Source organism: Bradyrhizobium sp. LTSP857 (assembly GCF_000938285.1).
In the GTDB taxonomy this organism is placed as follows: Bacteria; Pseudomonadota; Alphaproteobacteria; order Rhizobiales; family Xanthobacteraceae; genus Bradyrhizobium.
Window position 1 is genome coordinate 312570 of sequence record NZ_JYMS01000046.1, and the last position, 19424, is coordinate 331993.

The 19424-nt window shown below is 64.2% G+C and carries 21 protein-coding genes; 14 read left to right on the forward strand and 7 right to left on the reverse strand.

Annotated features, from left to right (window positions below; all coding sequences use genetic code 11):
* Positions 1 to 47: 47 nt before the first annotated feature.
* The 6 genes from UP06_RS30885 to UP06_RS30910 all read left to right on the forward strand — a co-directional run bounded on the left by UP06_RS30885 (position 48) and on the right by UP06_RS30910 (position 6264).
* The gene (locus tag UP06_RS30885) at positions 48 to 1439 is read left to right on the forward strand and encodes an FAD-linked oxidase C-terminal domain-containing protein (RefSeq protein ID WP_045007455.1); all 1392 of its coding nucleotides are present in this window, start codon (positions 48 to 50) and stop codon (positions 1437 to 1439) included.
* Positions 1436 to 2971, forward strand: a complete 1536-nt coding sequence (locus UP06_RS30890; RefSeq protein WP_045007456.1) for a sugar ABC transporter ATP-binding protein — start codon at positions 1436 to 1438, stop codon at positions 2969 to 2971. Before UP06_RS30885 ends, UP06_RS30890 begins: the two co-directional genes overlap by 4 nt.
* Positions 2964 to 3914 (forward strand): ABC transporter permease, encoded by a 951-nt coding sequence (locus tag UP06_RS30895; protein ID WP_045007457.1) that lies wholly within the window; start codon positions 2964 to 2966, stop codon positions 3912 to 3914. Before UP06_RS30890 ends, UP06_RS30895 begins: the two co-directional genes overlap by 8 nt.
* Complete coding sequence (locus UP06_RS30900) at positions 3911 to 4885, forward strand: ABC transporter permease (protein ID WP_045007458.1); 975 nt, start codon at positions 3911 to 3913, stop codon at positions 4883 to 4885. Before UP06_RS30895 ends, UP06_RS30900 begins: the two co-directional genes overlap by 4 nt.
* Positions 4886 to 4932: 47 nt before the next feature.
* A complete protein-coding gene (locus UP06_RS30905; protein ID WP_045007459.1) occupies positions 4933 to 5907 on the forward strand; it encodes a sugar ABC transporter substrate-binding protein in 975 nt (324 codons plus the stop codon).
* A gap of 69 nt (positions 5908 to 5976) precedes the next feature.
* The gene (locus UP06_RS30910; protein WP_045007460.1) at positions 5977 to 6264 is read left to right on the forward strand and encodes a YciI family protein; all 288 of its coding nucleotides are present in this window, start codon (positions 5977 to 5979) and stop codon (positions 6262 to 6264) included.
* Positions 6265 to 6442: 178 nt separating this feature from the next.
* Here the strand turns inward: UP06_RS30910 and UP06_RS30915 are convergent, their stop codons facing one another.
* Both UP06_RS30915 and UP06_RS30920 read right to left on the reverse strand, forming a co-directional pair.
* Positions 6443 to 6838, reverse strand: a complete 396-nt coding sequence (locus tag UP06_RS30915; RefSeq protein WP_045007461.1) for an NUDIX hydrolase — start codon at positions 6836 to 6838, stop codon at positions 6443 to 6445.
* Between the two features lie 153 nt (positions 6839 to 6991).
* A complete protein-coding gene (locus UP06_RS30920; protein WP_045007462.1) occupies positions 6992 to 8107 on the reverse strand; it encodes an AI-2E family transporter in 1116 nt (371 codons plus the stop codon).
* A gap of 336 nt (positions 8108 to 8443) precedes the next feature.
* On the opposite strand from UP06_RS30920, the gene UP06_RS30925 reads away from it, so the two are divergent.
* Positions 8444 to 8671, forward strand: a complete 228-nt coding sequence (locus tag UP06_RS30925; protein ID WP_045007463.1) for a hypothetical protein — start codon at positions 8444 to 8446, stop codon at positions 8669 to 8671.
* A gap of 1131 nt (positions 8672 to 9802) precedes the next feature.
* Complete coding sequence (locus UP06_RS30930; RefSeq protein ID WP_045007634.1) at positions 9803 to 11851, forward strand: acetoacetate--CoA ligase; 2049 nt, start codon at positions 9803 to 9805, stop codon at positions 11849 to 11851.
* Positions 11852 to 11862: 11 nt separating this feature from the next.
* Here UP06_RS30930 and UP06_RS30935 read toward each other — a convergent pair whose 3' ends face one another.
* The gene (locus UP06_RS30935; RefSeq protein WP_045007464.1) at positions 11863 to 12075 is read right to left on the reverse strand and encodes a hypothetical protein; all 213 of its coding nucleotides are present in this window, start codon (positions 12073 to 12075) and stop codon (positions 11863 to 11865) included.
* A 208-nt stretch (positions 12076 to 12283) separates the two neighbouring features.
* Between UP06_RS30935 and UP06_RS30940 the strand changes: the two genes are divergently transcribed.
* On the forward strand, positions 12284 to 12586 hold the full coding sequence (locus UP06_RS30940) for a hypothetical protein (protein WP_045007465.1): 303 nt from the start codon (positions 12284 to 12286) through the stop codon (positions 12584 to 12586).
* Between the two features lie 5 nt (positions 12587 to 12591).
* Here the strand turns inward: UP06_RS30940 and UP06_RS30945 are convergent, their stop codons facing one another.
* Both UP06_RS30945 and UP06_RS30950 read right to left on the reverse strand, forming a co-directional pair.
* A complete protein-coding gene (locus tag UP06_RS30945) occupies positions 12592 to 12825 on the reverse strand; it encodes a hypothetical protein (protein WP_045007466.1) in 234 nt (77 codons plus the stop codon).
* Between the two features lie 335 nt (positions 12826 to 13160).
* Complete coding sequence (locus tag UP06_RS30950) at positions 13161 to 13448, reverse strand: hypothetical protein (RefSeq protein WP_045007467.1); 288 nt, start codon at positions 13446 to 13448, stop codon at positions 13161 to 13163.
* Between the two features lie 188 nt (positions 13449 to 13636).
* Here UP06_RS30950 and UP06_RS30955 point away from each other — a divergent pair, with 188 nt between their 5' ends.
* From UP06_RS30955 to UP06_RS30960, 3 genes are all read left to right on the forward strand, one after another.
* A complete protein-coding gene (locus tag UP06_RS30955) occupies positions 13637 to 14224 on the forward strand; it encodes a formyltransferase family protein (protein WP_045007468.1) in 588 nt (195 codons plus the stop codon).
* A gap of 195 nt (positions 14225 to 14419) precedes the next feature.
* Positions 14420 to 14761: a hypothetical protein gene (locus UP06_RS40320; protein ID WP_082081724.1), complete on the forward strand. Its 342-nt coding sequence runs from the start codon at positions 14420 to 14422 to the stop codon at positions 14759 to 14761.
* Positions 14706 to 15251, forward strand: a complete 546-nt coding sequence (locus UP06_RS30960) for a hypothetical protein (RefSeq protein ID WP_045007469.1) — start codon at positions 14706 to 14708, stop codon at positions 15249 to 15251. Before UP06_RS40320 ends, UP06_RS30960 begins: the two co-directional genes overlap by 56 nt.
* Before the next feature lie 55 nt (positions 15252 to 15306).
* On the opposite strand, the gene UP06_RS30965 is transcribed toward UP06_RS30960, so the two are convergent.
* On the reverse strand, positions 15307 to 15705 hold the full coding sequence (locus tag UP06_RS30965) for a RidA family protein (RefSeq protein WP_045007470.1): 399 nt from the start codon (positions 15703 to 15705) through the stop codon (positions 15307 to 15309).
* 146 nt (positions 15706 to 15851) lie between these two features.
* Between UP06_RS30965 and UP06_RS30970 the strand changes: the two genes are divergently transcribed.
* Together UP06_RS30970 and UP06_RS30975 are read left to right on the forward strand one after the other, a co-directional pair.
* Positions 15852 to 16727, forward strand: a complete 876-nt coding sequence (locus UP06_RS30970; protein WP_045007471.1) for a DMT family transporter — start codon at positions 15852 to 15854, stop codon at positions 16725 to 16727.
* Positions 16728 to 16929: 202 nt separating this feature from the next.
* Entirely contained in the window at positions 16930 to 18366 is a 1437-nt protein-coding gene (locus UP06_RS30975; protein WP_045007472.1) for a caspase family protein, read from the forward strand.
* 56 nt (positions 18367 to 18422) lie between these two features.
* Here UP06_RS30975 and UP06_RS30980 read toward each other — a convergent pair whose 3' ends face one another.
* Positions 18423 to 19382 carry a LysR family transcriptional regulator gene (locus tag UP06_RS30980; RefSeq protein WP_045007473.1) on the reverse strand — a complete coding sequence of 320 codons (960 nt, stop codon included), beginning with the start codon at positions 19380 to 19382 and terminating at the stop codon, positions 18423 to 18425.
* Positions 19383 to 19424: the final 42 nt, after the last annotated feature.

The window sequence follows — 19424 nt, forward strand, 5'->3', positions numbered from 1 at the left end:
AACGGACTGACAACAGTCCGCACAAGGACGGAAGACGGGGAGAGACGATGGGACCGCGGGTCAGCATAGCCGCATTGGCTGAACGCCTCACAGGCGTGATCGGTCCGCGCACGAGCATCGCACGCGGCGTGCTCGATCAGCATGGCCAGAGCGAGTCCTACTATCGCGCCCTGCCCCCGGACATCGTCGTGTATCCCGAGTCGACACAAGAGGTCGCTGAGATCGTCAAGCTCTGCGTCGGCGCGGCCATGCCGATCGTGCCGTTTGGCGCCGGCACCTCGCTCGAGGGCAACGCATCCTCGGTCGAGGGCGGCGTCTGCATCGACTTCGCGCGCATGAACAAGGTGCTGACCGTGCACGACAGCGACATGAATGTCGTGGTTCAACCCGGCATCACCCGCAAGCAGCTCAATGCCGAGCTGCGCGGCACCGGACTTTTCTTTCCGATCGATCCCGGCGCCGACGCCTCGATCGGCGGCATGACGTCCACGCGCGCGTCCGGCACCATGGCGGTGCGCTATGGCACCATGAAGGACAACGTCACGGCGCTCGAAGTGGTGCTGGCGGACGGTCGGGTGATCCGCACCGCCAGGCGCGCCCGCAAATCGGCCGCGGGCTACGATTTGACGCGGCTGTTTGTCGGCGCGGAAGGCACGCTCGGGATCATCACCGAGGTCACGCTGAAACTGCATCCGCTGCCCCAGGCGATCTCGGCGGCGGTGTGCAGCTTCGACACTCTGCACCACGCCGTGGATACCGCGATCGAAATCATCCAGGCCGCCATTCCGGTGGCGCGCGTGGAGCTACTCGACGACGTCATGATGCGCGGCATCAATGCCTACGCAAAACTCGGCTATCGCGAGGCCCCGACGCTGTTCTTCGAATTCCACGGCTCGGAGAGCGCCGTCGCCGAGCAGGCTGAGCTGGCGCAGGCCATCGCGGCCGAGCATGGCGGCCGCGGCTTCGAATGGGCCAAGGCGCCGGAGGACCGCAGCCGGCTCTGGCATGCCCGCGACAACACGCTCTATGCCGGCCTGGGCTTGCGGCCCGGCGCGCGCGCCGTCATCACCGACGTCTGCGTGCCGATCTCGCGGCTCGCGGAATGCCTGACCGACACGCGTCGCGACGCCGACGAGCACGGCTTCACTGCGCCCATCGTCGGCCATGTCGGCGACGGCAATTTCCACATGCTGATCCTGGTTGATCCCGCCAAGCCTGAAGAGATCGACGGCGCCAAGGCGATTCAGGCCCGCATGGTCGCCCGCGCCATTGCGATGGACGGCACCTGCACCGGCGAGCACGGCATCGGGCTCGGCAAGATCGACTATCTCGCCGATGAGCTCGGCGAAGCCGTCGACGTCATGCGCTCGATCAAGACGGCGCTCGATCCTGACGGATTGATGAATCCCGGCAAGATCTTTGCGGGAGCGCGGCCATGAGCACAGCGTTGCAGATGGCTCCCGCGCCCAACGAGGTGACCGCGACGCCGCTACTGGAGCTGCGCGGCATCAGCAAGGAATTTCCCGGCGTCAAGGCGCTGGACGACGTATCCTTTGCGCTCTACCCCGGCGAAGTCCACATGTTGCTGGGCGAGAACGGCGCCGGCAAATCCAGCCTGATGAAGGTCCTGTGCGGTGCCTATAAGGCCGACGCCGGCGAGTTCTTCCATAAGGGCGAGAAGGTCACGATCAACTCCACCGCGGACGCGCAGAAGCTCGGCATTGCCGTGATCTTCCAGGAATTCTCGCTGGTCCCCTATCTCGACATCGCGCAGAACATCTTCCTCGGACGCGAGCCGAAGGGCCGCATCCCCGGCACCATCGACCGCCGCAAGATCCTGGCCGACGCCAAGCGCCTGCTGGATATGATCGGCTTCGACATCGACCCATCCGTCGTCGTCAACACGCTTGGCGTCGCCCAGCAGCAGATGGTGGAGATCGCGAAAGCCATCAGCCAGAACGCGCGCATCCTGGTCATGGACGAGCCGACCGCCGCGCTGTCCGACCGCGAGACCGAGCTGCTGTTCGCGCTGATCGCGCGGCTGAAGGCCGACGGCGTCTCCATCGTCTATATCTCGCACCGCATGGCCGAAGTGTTTGCGCTCGGCGACCGCATCACGGTCATGCGCGACGGCCGCCGCATCGACGGCGTTCGCCCGGCCGACGTCACGCCCGACCAGCTGGTCCGCATGATGGTCGGCCGCACCGTCGACATGACCTATCCGCGCAACTTTGCCGACAAGCCCGGCGAGCTGCTGCTTGAGGTCAAGGGCCTGACTTCGCCAACCGGAATCTCCGATATCAACATCGAGGTGCGCCGCGGCGAGATCGTCGGCCTCTGTGGCCTGGTCGGATCCGGCCGCAGCGAGGTGGCACGCGCGATCTTCGGCGCAGATCCGACGACGTCTGGTGAGATCATCTTCGATGGCAAGCCGATCTCGGGCGAGCCTGATGTCGCCGCCCGCCGCGGCATCGCGTTGATCCCCGAGAGCCGCAAGAGCGAGGGTCTCGCGCTGCTCCGCTCGGTCGGCGACAATCTCGTGGTGTCGGCGCTGCGCAAACTGTTTCCGAGTGGATTGTTCGATCCGCGCAGCGGCCAGCGCACCGCCGACGGCCTGATCCGGCAGCTTCGCATCGCAACGCCAAGCGCGCGCCAGACGGTGGGCCTGTTGTCCGGCGGCAACCAGCAGAAGGTCGTGATCGGCAAATGGCTGGCCGCCGGCGCCAAGCTCTTCATCTTCGACGAGCCGACCCGCGGCATCGACGTCGGCGCCAAATCGGAAATCTTTGCGTTGATCGACCGGCTGGTCGCCGAAGGCGCCGCAGCCCTGATGATCTCCTCCGAGCAGGTCGAGATCTGCCATGTCTGCGACCGCGCCTATGTGATGCGCGAGGGCCGCGTCGCCGGGCACCTGGCACGCAATGAGCTGACCGAGGAGAACATCGTGCGATTGGGGATGCATCATGCGTGAGGCTGCGGTCGTTTCACAACCCAATCCGCTCCAGCGCATTCCCGGCGTCGCCATCGTGCTGGTCGCGCTGATCGTGCTGTTCGGCGCGATTGCGCCGGGCTTCCTTTCGGCGGCTAACCTCTCCAATGTGCTCATGCAGTCGACCATCCTGACCATGCTGGCACTGCCGATGACGCTGATCATCATGACCGAGGGACTCGACCTCTCGATGGGTGCGGTACTGACGCTGACCTCGCTCTGCGTCGCCATCGTCTCGCTCGCGACCCAATCCATGCTGCTCGGGCTGTGCGCCGGCATCGCCGTCGGCGCCGCCTTCGGCACGATCAACGGCTGGCTGGTTGCAATTTTGGGCATTCCGCCCTTCGTCGCGACGCTCGGCACCCTCGGCATGGCGCAGGGCCTGTCGCTGATCGTCTCCGACGGCCAGAGCGTAGTCGGCATTCCCCACGCCGTCCGGGATATCTATTCGGCGACCCTGCTCGGCATTCCCGTGCCGATCGTGATGGCGCTCGTGACCTACGCCGCCTTTCATGGCCTGCTCTATCACACCCGTTTCGGCAGCTACGTGTTCGCGCTCGGCGGCAATCGCGAGGCGCTCAGATATGCCGGTCTCTCGCCCAACAAGCTGCTGATCGCGGTCTACGCCATCGGCGGCACCATGGCCGGAATCGCCGGCCTGTTGATGACGGCTCGGATGAATTCCGGGCACCCGACCGCCGGTCTCGGGCTCGAATTCGATGCGATTGCCGCGGTCGCGGTCGGCGGCACCTCGTTCGAACGCGGCAATGGCTGGCTGCTCGGCACTTTGCTCGGCGTCATCGCCGTCGGCGTGCTGCGCAACGGGCTCAATTTGATCTCGATGCCCTCCTCGGTGCAGGTCGCAAGCGTCGGCGTCCTTGTCATCGTTGCCCTATTCCTCGACGGCCTGCGGAGCCGGGCATGACCGACATCACCAAGGACGCCCTGTCGCCGCCGCGCTCCTTCCTGTCCCAGGACGCCATTCAGCTGTTTTACCGCCTGCTCGCCGTATTCCTGATCTGCGCCGTGCTGGCAGTGCTGAACGACTCGTTCCTCAGCCTCGGCAACATCCTCAACGTGCTGCGGCAGGCGAGCCTGACCTTCTTCATCGCCTCCGGCCTGACGCTGGTGGTGCTCACGGCCGGCCTTGATCTCTCCGTCGGCGCCAACGTCGCGCTGTCGGCTTGCGTCGCCGGGACCGTGATCCACACCACCGGATCGCCAACGCTTGGTATCCTCACGGGGCTTGCCTGCGGCGGCATCGTCGGGCTCCTCAACGGCGTCATGGTGACGGCGCTGCGCATCCCCTCCTTCATCGCCACCTACGGTATGCTCTGGGTGCTGAACGGCCTGACCTATTGGTACATGGCCGGCGAAACCCTCCACGGCTTCCCGGCCGGCTTCCGCCAGATCGGCAGCGGCTATCTGTTCGGCCTGCCGATCCCGGTCTATCTGCTGCTGGTGTTCCTCGGCATCGGAACGCTGTTTGCCCAGCGCACCATCTGGGGTCAGGAGATCTATGCGATCGGCGCCAATCCGGTCGCTGCCCGCCTCTCCGGCATCCCGGTCGCGCGGCGATTGCTGCTGGTCTACGCCGTCTCCGGCACCATGGCGGGGCTCGCCTCGATCATCTTCCTGTCGCGGCTCAATTCCGCGGAGGCCGATATCGGCGAGAGCCTGACCTTGCCGGCGATCGCGGCCGTGCTGATCGGCGGCACCTCGCTGTTCGGCGGCGTCGGCACCGTGTTCGGCACTTTCATCGGGGCACTGATCCTGACGCTGGTGCTGAACGGCATGAACCTGTTGTCGGTCAGCGCCAACTGGCAGCCGCTCGTCACCGGCATCATCGTCATTCTCGCGGTCTGGCTCGACATGAAGACCCGACGCCGGACGTAAGGAATTTTCAAGCAATCCAACAAACCAAAATGAGGGATGGAGATCACATGAAACAGAAATTGGGCTATTTCGCACTGCCGCTGCTGATGGCCGCCGCGTTCACCACGCAAGCCCGTGCCGACGGCGAGACCATCGCCGTGTTCACGAAAAATCAGACCAACCCGTTCTTCCAGACGGTTCGGGTCGGCGCTGACAACATGGCCAAGACGCTCAACGCCAAGACGCTGCAATACATCCCGACCAAGCCCGACTCCATTCCGGAGCAGCTCAGCCAGATCGAAGACGTCGTGGTGAAGAAGCCGAGCGCCATCGTCTTCACGCCCGTCGACTACAAGGCGATGGTGCCCGGGGTCGAGAAAATCAACGACGCCAAAATCCCCGTCGTCAATATCACCGACCGCTCCGCCGGCGGCAAGTTCCTCTCCTTTATCGGCGCCGACGATTACAGCCTGGGGCTTGAGACCGCGCGCTTCCTGCTCAAGACCTTGGGCGGCAAGGGCAACATCGTCATCATCGAAGGCGTCAAGGGTTCGCTCACCAATGTCGACCGTGTCCGCGGCTTCAACGACGCGCTGAAGGAGAACGCGGGTGCCAAGCTGCTGGCCTCGCAGCCCGGCAACTATCAGCGGCTCCAGGCGCTTCAGGTCATGGAAAACCTGATGCAGTCGAATGCGCAGATCGACGGCGTGCTCGCCGCCAACGACGCCATGGCGGTCGGCGCGATCGAAGCGCTCGACGGCGCCAACCGGAAGGCCCAGGTGATCGGCATCAACGGCACCAAGGAAGCCATCGACGCCATCAAGTCCGGCAAGCTGCTGGCGAGCGGCGACTACAACGGTTTTGCGCAAGGCTGCCTCGGCACCATGATGGCAATCCGCGCCCTGCGCGAACAGCCCGTCATCGCCGAGATCGTGCTGAAGCCGACCGTCATCACCAAGGACAATTACCAGCCCTTCGACCAGCCGCTCGAGCAGCGCACCTGCCCGACCTTCGAGGAAGCCAGCAAGCTCGGCGCGAAGTAGAAGCGCCTGTCCTGATCAAGCATCGGGACGGCTGAAACGACAGCCGTCCTCAAAAATCCCGGAGACATCATGCTGTTTGCCATCCATGCCCTCGACCGCACCGGTGCACTGCCGACGCGGCTTGCCAATTACGACGCCCACAAGGCGTTCCTCGGCGATCCCTCGCGCTTCGGCATCAAGATCATCATGTCGGGGCCCTTGGTGGCCGACGACGGCGCAACGATGATCGGCAGCCTGTTCCTGATCGAGGCTCCCGGCCGCGCCGAGGTCGAGGCCTTCAACAGCGCCGACCCCTTCGCGGCGGCCGGCATCTGGGAGAAGGTCACAATCACGGGGTTCTTGCGCCGGCAGGGCTGATGCACGGGATCGACGCGAAAAACCCCAGTGCTTGGAGACACTGGGGCGTTTCAACGAAAATGAATTGGTAAGGCAATGACGCCTTCGTAGCAGCTCGCTCAGAGACAGTATGTGAACTGGTTCACATACTCGCAGTGGCAGCACAGGACTATTTGTCACACCCAGGGCGGTATTGAGCTTAGCTCCGCCGCCGCGGCTTCCTCGGAAACAGGCGATCGCGGATGTAGCGCGAGGTCGCGGTCAGGCGGATGCCGCGAGGCTTCTGCCAGGCAGCGCGGTCGATTTCCTTCTTGTCGCCGATCGCAAGCCTGCCTTTGGCGCCCTTGGCAATGAAGATGGCGTCGCTCATCTTGCGACCGGAACGCTTGTTCCTGGCCGTCACTTCCTTCCAGAGGCTGATCCTGCCGAGCTTCAGCTTGGGCAATTCCTCCTTGATCTCGCGGCGCAGGCAGTCCTTGTCGGACTCGCGCGCGCGCTTGCGGCCGCCCGGGAACATCCACAGGCCGTCCGATCGCCGCCTGACCAACAGAACCTTGCCGCGCTTCGCGGCAACCAGCTTGGAAGACTTCGCCATTGCTGCCGTAATCGAGAACAGAATCGGACCATGGTAACTTGTCTATTTCATTAGACAAGTTCGAGGCCGCTCCGGTTACCGTCGCTGCCCGCAATTGTCCACACGCGTGCGAGGTGCGGCAGATGTCACTCGAGCCCCTCAGGGCCTGCGGCGCTAACGAACCTCGTCGGCTGGCGGCAGTGCATTCCGCTTCACAGCCTCCGTCCGGTCCTCCGTCCGGATCCACGCCGCCGCCATCTCCCACGCCACCGACAGGATGATCGGTCCGATGAACAGGCCGACGATTCCATGGGCGAGCGTGCCGCCGATCACGCCGACAAAGATCACGATCGTCGGCGTGTTGAGACCGCGTCCCATCACGAGCGGTTTCAACATGGTGTCGAGGAAGCCGACAACGACAAGGAACACGGTGAGCACCAGCGCCGTGGTGACGTCCTTGGCGGTCCATATCCAGATGATTACCGGCAGCAGCACCAGGAATGCGCCGATCTGCACGATCGACAGCAACAGCACGATGAAGGCGAGCAGGCCGGCGCTCGGCACGGCCGCAAGCTTGAAGCCGATGCCGGCAAGCAGCGCCTGCACGATGGCGACGCCGATCACGCCCTGCGCCACGGCGCGGATGGTGGCGCCGCCGAGCTCGAGAAAATGCTCGCCCTGCTCCGGCACGATGCGCGACAGGAAGGCGCGCCCGGCCGCAACCAGCCGGGGCCCGTGCGGAAACAGGAAGCCGGCGACAAACACCGAGACCAGAAACTGGAGCGTTCCGAGGCTGGCATCGCCTGCGAGCGACAACAGCGGTCCCGCCAGCGGCTGAAGATAGGGCGCGACCTCGCGCAGCACCGCGCGGATGTTGTTGTAGGCCTGATCCCACAGCTCGAACAACGTCGGGCCGATCACCGGCCATGACTTGATCGCCTCCGGCGCCGTCTGAAGCGCGAGGTCACCTGTGCTCAGCTGATGGGCCAGCTCCCTGCCCCCGTCCACGGCACTCACGCCGAGCCAGGTCGCCGGGCCGAGGACGATGCCGAGCGTGATCAGGGTCAGGATGGCGGCCGCGGTCTTGGGCCGGCCGCCGAGGATTTTGGCGACCCAGCTGAAAGCCGGATAGAACGCCACCGCAAGCACGGCGCTCCAGGCCAGGATCGGCACGAACGGCCGGATGATGAGGAATGTCCAGATGATCAGCAGCGCCAACAGGCCGAGCCGGATCACAAGCTGTATGACGTCCTCGCCCGTCAGGAGCTGACGCAGACTTTTCACAGGCACGGCTTTCCTTGCGGCATCGACGCGGGTTCCGGCACTTGCGCGGGGTAGCGTTATTGCCAGCAACGAGCCGGGCGTCAAGACGACCGGGACTATGGCCGATCCCCTGGGGGTGGCCGGAGGCGATCGGGTGAAATCCAGCTGTCCGGTCAAGGGCGCGCACCGGCGGCGCGATTTGGACTGACGGGCGCTCCGCCGAGTGGGAATATCCTGCAATATCCGCGACCGAAGCAGACTTGGCTAACGGCAATTAACCGGATTTCCGACGGCCGGTTTACGTCGATGCAAAGGCTCGCACCTACGCTTTGTCTCAAGGTCACAAAAAACAATTGCGGTGCAATGGCCAACAGCATCTGGACGATCGAAGAATTCACCTGCCCCGGTTGCAGCATGAACTACACCGCGACAAGGGAGGAGCACGCCGAGCCGCACGCCGGCAGCTTCAAATGCAGCATCTGTAGCGGCGTGGTGCATAGCTGGTCCGGCAAGCATCATTTCTTCGGCTGGCAGGCGGTGAAGACAAAGCCGGCCGTGTTCGGACGGCGCTGGGCGGGGGTTGGGTGGTAGGCTTGCGGAGGTCACCAACCGAAAAGTGAGTTGGCTTGGAAGATATCCGACGCGGGCTGAGTCGATGGGGATACTGTTCGCCGTCGCGCTAGTTTGCATTTCCGCTTTCGTACTTGTGTGGTTCCCGTCCACTAATCGAGCGACAGGTTTCGGCTCAAATTGGGACTGCAAGAGTATCCCCAATAGTGAGCCGGTCTGCATAAAGAGGATCAATCCGTAGCTGCCCGTCCGGGCAAAACACGCCATAGCTCGGTCAATCCGGTCGCGCGCAATATTCCACTTTACCGAAATTCGGATTTATCGTACAGACAAAACACCCTGGCCCGAGACAAGGGGCGGATCGCGATCGTCACGAACCGCGGGCCCGGGAGCGATGGACGCGACGGCGTCGGGCGCGACGAGCCTTGCAGGGCGGGATTTCCCGTGAGCAACGGCTCTCGCGCATACGACACGGCGCCGACAGCGTCTTCGCATGGCTTCGGGCGTGAGCACACGCCAGCTCTCGAAGTCCCAGCGAAGGCGTGCGCGGACGGCCAAGTCGTGTGGTCCTGACGCCCGGAGTCTGTGCGTCAAGTCTTGTGGTGATGTGTGGTGCCCGACCGGGTGCGCGCGTCAGCCATCCGCAAGGCGACGGGGGCAATAGTGCATCGCTCCCCGGGGAGAGCACGAAGTAAGCCGTAAACCACCGCGCAGGGAAGGCCGGGCGATTGGCTGACCTGTGGTCCAACCCGTGTGCATTTTTTCCAGCGCACGGATCTCGGGTGCCAGCCGGCGCCCGGCCTTCCCTGCGCCCTTGTTTCGATGAGGGCGATGCGAGGAAGCAAAGCTCGGGTGGACACGCCGCGAGAAGGCGTAAGTGCGTCTGCGATTTGAGAGGAGAGTTGAATGAGCGACATAGCGCCCCACACTCCGTCATTGCGAGCGGAGCGAAGCAATCCAGACTGCCGCCGCGGAGGGATTCTGGATTGCTTCGCTCCGCTCGCAATGACGAGCTCGCTGAAGCAGCGGCGCCCAACACCCTCCCGGCGCATGCAAACCCAACTCCCGATCAATGCCATCTGCGAAAACCGCGACTTCTGCTCCACCGCGACACCGGATAAACTCCCCCCCGCAACCGAATCCGACATGCCAATGACCGCTCCTTTCGTCCCCCAGATCGCCCTCTATCGCAATTGGCTCGCCGCGCACCGTGGCCTCACCTTCGCGAATTACGAGGACATGCGGCAATGGTCGGTGCGCGATCTCGACGGATTCTGGCGCAGCATCTGGGACTATTACGATCTGCAATCGCCGACGCCGTTTGCGGCCGTCATCACCGAGCGCAAGATGCCCGGCGCGGTCTGGTTTCCCGGCGCGCAGGTCAACTACGCACGCCAAGTGTTTCGGCATGTTGAGGCGGCCGAGGCCGTGGGGCTGCCCGCGATCGTCAGCGGCGGCGAGGACGGGAAACTGACGGAGACGAGCTGGCCGGAGCTGCGGCGCAAGGCCGCCGCGCTCGCGCTGCATCTGAAGGACAAGGGCATCAAGCCCGGCGACCGCGTCGCGGCCTATCTGCCCAACATCCCCGAGACCATCATCGCGTTCCTGGCGGCTGCCAGCATCGGCACAGTCTGGAGCGTCTGCGCGCCCGACATGGCCGCGCCAGCCGTGATCGACCGTTTCAAGCAGATCGAACCAAAGGTGCTGATCGCTTGCGACGCCGTCACCTATGCCGGCCGGCAGCATGATCGGCGCGACGTTCTCAACGAGCTCCGGCGGTCGTTGCCGACGGTCGAGCATGTCATTCTGCACAGCGATGCTGGCGCAGCAGCAGCGCCCGATGCACTGTTCTCCGACATCACCGCGAGAACGGGCGCCGCGGTCGACGCGTTCGAGCCGATCTGGCTGCCGTTCGATCATCCGCTCTGGATCGTCTATTCCAGCGGCACCACGGGCCTGCCCAAGCCGATCGTGCACGGCCATGGCGGCATCGTCATCGTCGTGCTGGCGTTGCTCGGCCTGCACAACGACCTCGGCTGCTCCTATCATCCAAACTCATTCGGCGAACGCTATCACTGGTACAGCTCGACCGGCTGGATCATGTGGAATTCGCAGGTCGGCGGCCTGCTCAGCGGCACCACCTGCTGCATCTTCGACGGCAGTCCGGGCGGTGCAAAGGACAAGCCGGACTGGACCACGTCGTGGCGCTTCGTGGCCCAATCGAAATCGACCTTCTTCGGCGCCGGCGCGGCGTTCTTCGCCAACTGCGCCAAGGCCGAAGTGGATCTAACTACTGCCGGCGATCTCTCGCAGCTGCGCTGTCTCGGCTCGACCGGCTCCCCGCTCAGCGCCGACACGCAGGCCTGGTTCAATGAGCGCTTCGCTGGCTTGTCGAAGACCAACGGCAGCAAGGCGCAGGCCGACATCTGGTGGGCGAACATCTCCGGCGGCACCGATTTCGCCGGCGCCTTCATCGGCGGCAACCGCGAGCTGCCGCAGACCCCGGGCGCGATGCAGTGCCGGCTGCTGGGAGCCGCCGTCGAAGCCTTCAGCGAACAGGGCCGCGCTGTCATCGACGAGGTCGGCGAGCTCGTCTGCACCGAGCCGATGCCGTCGATGCCGCTCTACTTTTGGAACGACAAGGGCGACGTACGCTATCGCGCCAGCTATTTCGAGACCTATCCGGACAATTTCGACGGCAGCGGCCGCGGGCCGGTGTGGCGGCACGGCGACTGGCTCAAGGTCAATCCGGACGGCTCCTGCGTGATCTATGGCCGCAGCGATGCGACGATCAACCGGCACGGCCTGCGCATGGGCACGAGCGAGCTCTATTCGGCGATCGAAGCGCTGCCGGAGGTGCTCGATAGCCTCGTCGTCGACCTCGAATATCTCGGCCGCGACAGCTACATGCCGCTGTTCGTGGTGCTGCGCGACGGCGTCGCGTTCGATGGCGCGATGCGCGCGAAGATCAACAAGGCGATCGAGGCCGGTCTGTCACGCCGCTTCCTGCCGAACGAGATTTTTGCGGTCGCCGAGATCCCGCGCACGCTGTCCGGCAAGAAGCAGGAGCTGCCGATCAAGAAGCTGCTGCTCGGCCAGGCCGTCGAGAAGGTCATCAACAAGGAGGCGATGGCCAATCCCGCCTGCCTCGACTGGTATCTCGCCTTCGCGCGCGACTATCTCGCACGAACAGCGGCGTAAAGGACCGTGGCTCAGCCGCCGCCGAAATTGGACGGGTCGAGATTCCTGTTCTCCGACGGCGGGATCGGCGGGCGGCCGGGAAACTTGTACCAGCCGGGCGGCACGGGCGCGTCCTCGGCGGGACGGACGACGACGGGATGACGTGGGTGGGCGCGACCGGCCGGCGCGGCGGCGGCCGGCGCACATGCTGAAATCAAGAGGACCAAGACCAGAATAGACCGCATCGTTGGAGCTCCAGACGTCCCACCCGCCCCATCATATGGTTCGGGAACTGGCCTCGCCTACGCGCCTGCGGCGTCACATTCGGTCACATCAATGGCATCATGGGCGCCGCGGGCGTCCGAGATTCAACCCAATTGCACCATCGGCATTTGCACTCCGTTCACCGATCGCCGCTAGATCGGAAAGGACCTCTCTCAACAAGTGCCAGAGATGCCCGACCTCAACGCCGTCCTCACTAGGCTGAACGACCGCCTGCTCCGCCTCGAGGGCGAGCTGTTCGTGCTGCGCTCGCTGGCGCGCGCGACACTGACGGCCGGCGACGATCACGCCACGCGGATGCGCAAGCTGGTCGAGGCTGCCAAGATCGCGCTCGAGGACGAAGCCAAGCGTCAGCTCGACAAGCCGACGCGCAAATATGTCGATGCGGCAACCGCGCTGGTGGAGGAGCTCCTGGTCGAACCAACCCCGGCGCGGCCCCTGTTCACCGTCATCGACGGCGGCAAGCGCGACTGAGCCCTTCAGACAGGTCGGGTCGCCGCGAGATCGGCCGCATCCGCCTTCAGCCGGCTCAGCCCTGCCTCGATGATCGCGATCTCCTCATCGATCTGGCCGATCGGCAGGCTGAAATCATAACCGGATTTGCTCTTCAGATCGACCGCGAGGCGCTGCCTGTGCATCATCAGCTGGTCGAGGCCACGGCGGTTCTTCAGCCGCACATAGGTGTCGACGATCTGCTCAATCGCGCTCGGCATGAAATCGGTCCCGGCAAAAAGGCCCGCGCGGCGCGCCCGCGCCGGCGGGACATTCTTGGTGTCGCGGTACGCAATACTAATCCGCGACGGATTCGTCGATACGACAGCCAGGTTGAGAACGTATTACCGTCAGATGATTTCTCGACACGCGGCACGAAAAAGCCGCTGGCGAGTAGGCCAGCGGCCAAAGCCGGGTTCGAAAACGGATGCGGAATCAAATGTCACCAGCCCCGGTAGGGCTGAATTCTAACGGCGAGGCGGATTCCGTCTGTCCAAAATGAACCATAGGAACCGGCGCCTCGACGATTTGCCGTCGGTGGTGCCCTGCGGCAACGCTAGCCCGTCACGCAAAAATACGTCCGCGGCAGCCTGCGATAGGCGCTGTAGCGGTAATACGGCCTGTAGGCGTAGCCGCGGTAGAGCGCCGGGGGCTCCTCGCCGTAATAGGCGCCGTGATAGAAATTGGTGGTGGGCCCCTGGGCGCAGCGATAATTGTCCCAGGTCGGGCCGATGAAGGGTGCCGCCCCGACCTCGGGCGGCACCGCCGGGTACGGTGGCCCGCCGGCATGAGCGGGCGCTGTCACGATCAATCCGGCGAGAAGGATCAGCCACACGCTTCGCATTCGCCCGCTCCGAGCTGGTGGAATACACGCATGGAAGCACCGGAGCGGGCGGCTGCGCAACCGCGGAGTTCATTGCCCCTTGGGCCCCGCGCATTGTTGATAACCGGCGCAAACGCGCCGCGGGTGGTGACAGGACGGCCTGACGTGTTATCGGGGAACGACGCAGTTGCGAGACGGATCAGACAGCCATGCGCATTACCCTCGTCGGCTCCCGCCATTTCGGCGTGACCACCCTGAACATGCTCCGGGAGCATGGCGTCTCGATCGTGCGGGTCGTTGTGACCGACGCCGAGGATCGCCTGGCCACGACCGCGAAGGCGGCCGGCATCGAGGTGGTGGTCCAGGCCGACCCAAAGCTGGTGGTCGCCTCCGAGATCGCCCCTGACACCGACCTGATCATCACGGCGCATAGCCACGCCCGGATCGGCAAGGACGCGCTGGCTGCCGCGAAGCTCGGCGGGATCGGCTATCACCCCTCGCTGCTGCCCCGCCACCGCGGCAAGGCCGCCGTGGAATGGACCATCAAGGAAGGCGATCCGATCGCCGGTGGCACGATCTATCATCTGGCCGACCGCATGGACGCCGGCGCCATCGCCGCGCAGGACTGGTGCTTCGTCAGGAAGGGCGAGACGGCGCGGGAGTTGTGGGAGCGTGCGCTGGCTCCGCTCGGCCTCAAATTGCTGGCCGATGTGATCGATTATGCCAAGGTCCACAAGGCACTGCCGGCCAAGATCCAGGACGAGCAGTTTGCGACCTCTGCGCCGAGTCTGTCCTGAGACTTTGCCCTGAGTCGCTCCGACGTTTACCCTTAACGTGAAGCGGCATTGATTCTACTTCGAAAATTGGACCCGGAAACACAAATAAACCATTGTTTCCACAGGAACAATTTTCGATTTGGCATCGCACCAAATTTCCGTCACATTTCGTCTGAATAAGGGGCATCAATTCAGACATATTCAAGGACGGAATTCATGCGTTTTGGTCGCATTGCGGCGTTCTGTGCCGCTTCAGTTTTAATCACTGCCCCCGCCTTCGCCCAGACCCCCTATGACGGCAACTGGCAGGTCACCATCGTCACCAAGAGCGGCACCTGCGAGCCGACCGCGAGCTCCTTGCTGACGGTTGCCGACGGCAAGATCACCGCGCCCGGCGCTAACGTTTCCGGCACCATCGGCAGCGGGGGACTTGTGAAAGTTTCGATCAATGGTGCATATGCCAACGGTCAACTCAGCGGCAACGCCGGATCGGGGAAGTGGAATGGAGCATCTGCAGGCATACCGTGCAGCGGGCGGTGGGAAGCATCGCGCCAATAAGCAATTCGGAACCAGCGTCCTCAACCGGCGGCTGCTGATGGCGGCCGCCGTTTTGTTTGTGGCATCTATCGCCAACTCTGAAAGCAAGGCCCAGTCCGGCCCCTTCGCGCCGATGGCAGGAAGCTGGAGCGGCGGCGGCACCGTGACGCTGGATGACGGCTCGACCGAGCGGATCCGCTGCCGGGCCAAATACACCCCAATCGGTCCCACCATGGAGATGTCGCTGACCTGCGCCAGCGACGCCTACAAGTTCAACCTCGGGGCCAATGTCCGGGCAGAAGGCAGCGCCATCACCGGCAGCTGGAGCGAGGCCAGCCGTAACATCTCTGGCTCCTTGCAGGGCCGCGGCAATGGCGGAAATTTCGAGGTGGTCGCCTCGACCGCCGGCTTCAACGCCAACATTGGGCTGAAGACGAGCGGCAGCAAGCAGACCGTCACGATCCGCGCGGACAGCCAGTTCCGCGGCGCCAACATTTCGCTGTCGAAGTAAGACGACAGCACGGTGACACGACAATCGATCCGGCGTCCGCGCCGGATCGATTTTTTTATGTGCCCGGAACGAACGCCGTCACCTCGATCTCGACCTTGGCGCGGTCGTCCACGAGACCACCGATGTAGAGCAGCGTCGAGGGCGGAAAATTGCGCCCGAGCGTCTCCTTCCAGGCCGCGCCGATGCCGGCGCCCGCGGCCTCATATTCGCTGCGGCTGGTCAGATACCAGGTCAGGCGGACGATGTGCTCGGGACCGGCACCAGCCTCCGCGAGAAGCTTGATGATCCGCTTCAACGCGGTGGCAATTTGGGCTGCCATGTCAGGCGCGTAATTGCCGGTCTCGTCGCCGCCGGTCTGCCCGGCCAGCACGACCCAGCGGCCCGGCCCCTCTACCGCCACGCCATGTGAAAAGCCGCGCGGTTTCGACCATTCGGCCGGCTGCAAGATACGCATGGATACCTCCCGATTTTCTCGTTGTTCGCCGAAGCCTTAGCACGCCGGCCTGCAACGCTGCACCCGCAGATTTGGCCGTTGCAAACCGCATTGATGTCGCCGATACCGGCCCTCCCTCAAGATTCAGATCTCCCGCACCCTGCCCGATGAGCACGACACCATCCAAAACGATGGCTGCATTCTGGATGGCCGGCTGGCTGTCGCTGACGCTGGTCATGGCGGTCGCGGGGCGCGAGGCCGTGCGCGAGATGAACGTCTTCCAGGTGATGGAGGTGCGCTCGCTGCTCGGCCTCTGCATGCTCTATCCGATGATCCGGCGCGCCGGCGGCTTCGGAACGCTCAAGACCACCCGCCTGCCCCAGCACATCGCGCGCAACCTGATCCACTACGTCTCGCAACTCGGCTGGTTCTTTGCGCTGACGCTGATCCCGATCGGCCAGGTCGTGGCGATCGAGTTCACCATGCCGATCTGGACCGCGATCCTCGCCGCCAGCTTCCTGTCCGAGCGCATGACATCGTGGAAGATCGCCGCGATCGTGCTCGGCCTCGTCGGCGTGATCGTCATCGTGCGGCCCGCGACCGGTGAGATCAATCAGGGCCAGTTGATCGCACTCGGCGCCGCGATCGGCTTCGGCGTATCCATGGCCCTGGTCAAATCACTCACCCGCACCGAGAGCGCGCTGGCGGTTCTGTTCTGGATGCTGGTCGTGCAGTCGGTCGCAGGCTTCCTGCCGACGCTCTATGTCTGGGCCTGGCCGCCCACCTATGTCTGGGGCTGGGTGGCCGTGATCTCGGTCTGCGGCACTTTCGCGCATTATTGCCTCGCCAGCGCGATGCGCTACGCCGACGCGACCGTCGTGGTTCCCATGGACTTCTTGCGGGTCCCACTGACCGCCACAGTCGGCTGGCTGCTGTATTCCGAGCGGCTCGACACCTGGACCGTGCTCGGCGCAGCACTGATCCTGTTCGGCAACCTCCTGAATTTGAAGCCGGCCGTGCCGGTTCCCGCCCGCGCGCAGTGAACCGCGCGCTGCTTTCGCGCGACAAAACAGAGTGGTCGAGCGTGATTTGGATCACGTTGGAGGGGCATTCCATCGTGCACACTCGGCTACAAAGCAGCAGGTTGGGCGAACTGTCGTTTTGCTGGCGCGAGGCCGGGCGTTTTCGTGTAAGTTCGCTGCCAATTTGTTGCCGTCCATTATTCGATTCTGTTGGGGATTACAGATGCGCACTCTCACCATCCTCGTCTCATTGATGTGCATGGCGCTGTCGGTCAGCGCCGCAAAGGCCGACCGCCGCGTCGCATTCGTCGTCGGCAACGGCGCCTACAAGAACGTCGCGCAATTGCCGAACCCGCCGATCGACGCCAAGGCGATGGCGGCGACGCTGCGCAATGTCGGCTTCGAGGTGATCGAAGGCTCCAACCTCACCCGCGACCAGATGACGGAAAAGCTGCTAGACTTCGGCCGCAAGGCGCAGGGCTCCGATGTCGCGGTGTTCTATTATGCCGGCCACGGCATCGCCGTCGGCGGCAGCAACTATCTCCTGCCAGTTGACGCCGACATCAAATCGGAGATGGACGTCAAGCTGGGCGCCGCCATCAATATCGACCTGACGCTCGACCAGACCATGGGCGACGCCAAGGTCAAGCTGGTCTTCCTCGACGCCTGCCGCGACAATCCCTTCGCCGCCAAGATCAAGTCGAATTCGGCCACCCGCAGCGTCAACGTGCAGAGCGGCCTTGCCGAAATGAAGTCGGGCGAAGGCACGCTGATCGCGTTCGCCACCGGCCCGGGACAGACCGCGCTCGACGGCCAGGAGGGCAACAACAGCCCGTTCACCCGCGCGCTGATCGACAACATCACCAAGCCCGGTATCGAGATCCAGCAGGCGATGACGTCGGTGCGGGCCCAGGTCAATGAAGAGACCCACAAGGGCCAGCTTCCCTGGGGCCACACCAACCTGATCGGCGCCGTCTATCTCAACCCGGCGCAGCAGACCCAGCAGGTCGCCAACGCCGCACCGACCACGTCGAGCAGCACGCCGACGGCTGCCGCCGCCAGCAGCTCCGACGGTGTCGAGCTCGAATACTGGCGCTCGGTGAAGGAGACCAACAAGCCGGAAGAGCTTAACGCCTACCTCTCGGCCTATCCGAACGGCCAGTTCAAGGCGCTTGCCTTGGCGCGTATTGCCGCGATCCAGAACGGACCGTCGACCACAACCCGCAACCTCAATGCCGGCGTCGACCCCGCGACCTTCACCGATGACGCCAGCCAGCTCACCGAGGACCAGATCGGCCTCGACAAGGGTCAGCGCCGCGACGTGCAGCGCCGCCTGAACGGCCTCGGCTTCGACACCAAGGTCACCGGCGCATTCACCGATGACACCCGCACCGTGCTGAAGCGTTGGCAGGCCGCCCGCGGTTATCCGTCGACGGGCTTCCTCAACAAGCTCCAGCACAAGGCCCTGCTCTCCGAGATCGTCGCCTCGACCTCGCCGAGCGCCAGCAGCGACGACAGCTCCGACAAGCGAGCTCCCCGCCGGGCTGCCGCGCCATCCAGCGGCGGCGGCGGCGGTGGTCATCGTGGCGGCGGCGATCCCGGCGCGGCCTTCATGGGCGGAGTCGTCGGCGGAATGATGGGCGGCATGTTCCGCCGCTGAGCCCGCAAAGCCTAACTCCCAATCAAAAAGCCCGGCTCGCGCCGGGCTTTTTCGCGCTAGTAATCCTGGGTGAACCAGGGCACGAGCGTCCGGATACGCGGCATTGCCTGCGTCGTAATGCTCGTTCGCGCCATCTCGGCGATGCGCGGCGCCAGGGATGAGAGATCTCCACGGCGGGTCACCAGCAGCAGCTCACGAAAAAATCCGGGGCTCGGCAGAGGGAGAGCGCTGACTTGAGCAGCGTGAGCGAGCCCCTGCAACAGACACAGCGGTGTCGTGATCGCCACGCCCATGCCGGTGGCTACCATGGCGACCAAGCTGTCCGATGTGTCAAATTCAAAGGCCCGCGGCGGCCGAATGCCCAAACGGCTCAGATGGCGCTCGACCTGAGCACCCACATAGGAGCGTTCACTGTGCCGGACCAGACGATGCCGGGCGAGGATTTCGCGCAAATCAAGCTCGGCAAATTCGGTTTCGAGTCCGCGCGGCACCACCAGCAGGTACGGTTCGCGATAGAATGGGAAGCGCTCGACATCGTAGAGATCCTCCATCGCATCGCATGTGATCGCCGCGTCGATCATGCGACGCACCAACGCCTCCGCATGCGAATGAGCAAGACCCGACCATGCGGACAGGCTTAGCGCGATCGACCCCGTCATGAGCTCCTTGACGAGGTGCGCGCCGACCGTGCCAGCGTAGGAATCGACGAGACCGAGTCTCAGATCAACCCGTTCAGACTGTTCGGCCGCGGCCCGGAGCGTGCTCAGCAGCGCATCAAAGTTACGGTTTAGATCGAGAACGCGGCCTGCAAGGATGCGCCCCGCCCGGGTCGGCACCAGCGGCCTCCGGCTACGGTCGAAGAATGCGACGCCGACCGAGGCTTCGGCACGTCGCACCGCCTGAGACACCGCGGATTGCGTCATCCCGAATTGGCGCGACGCTTCGAGCATGCTGCCTGAGTCCGCGACGGCGGCGACAATCTGCAAGCTTCGCAGGTCTGGAATGGAGGACGTCATGTCGTGAATTAAGCAGAACTTATACTGGTATGCAAATTTGCT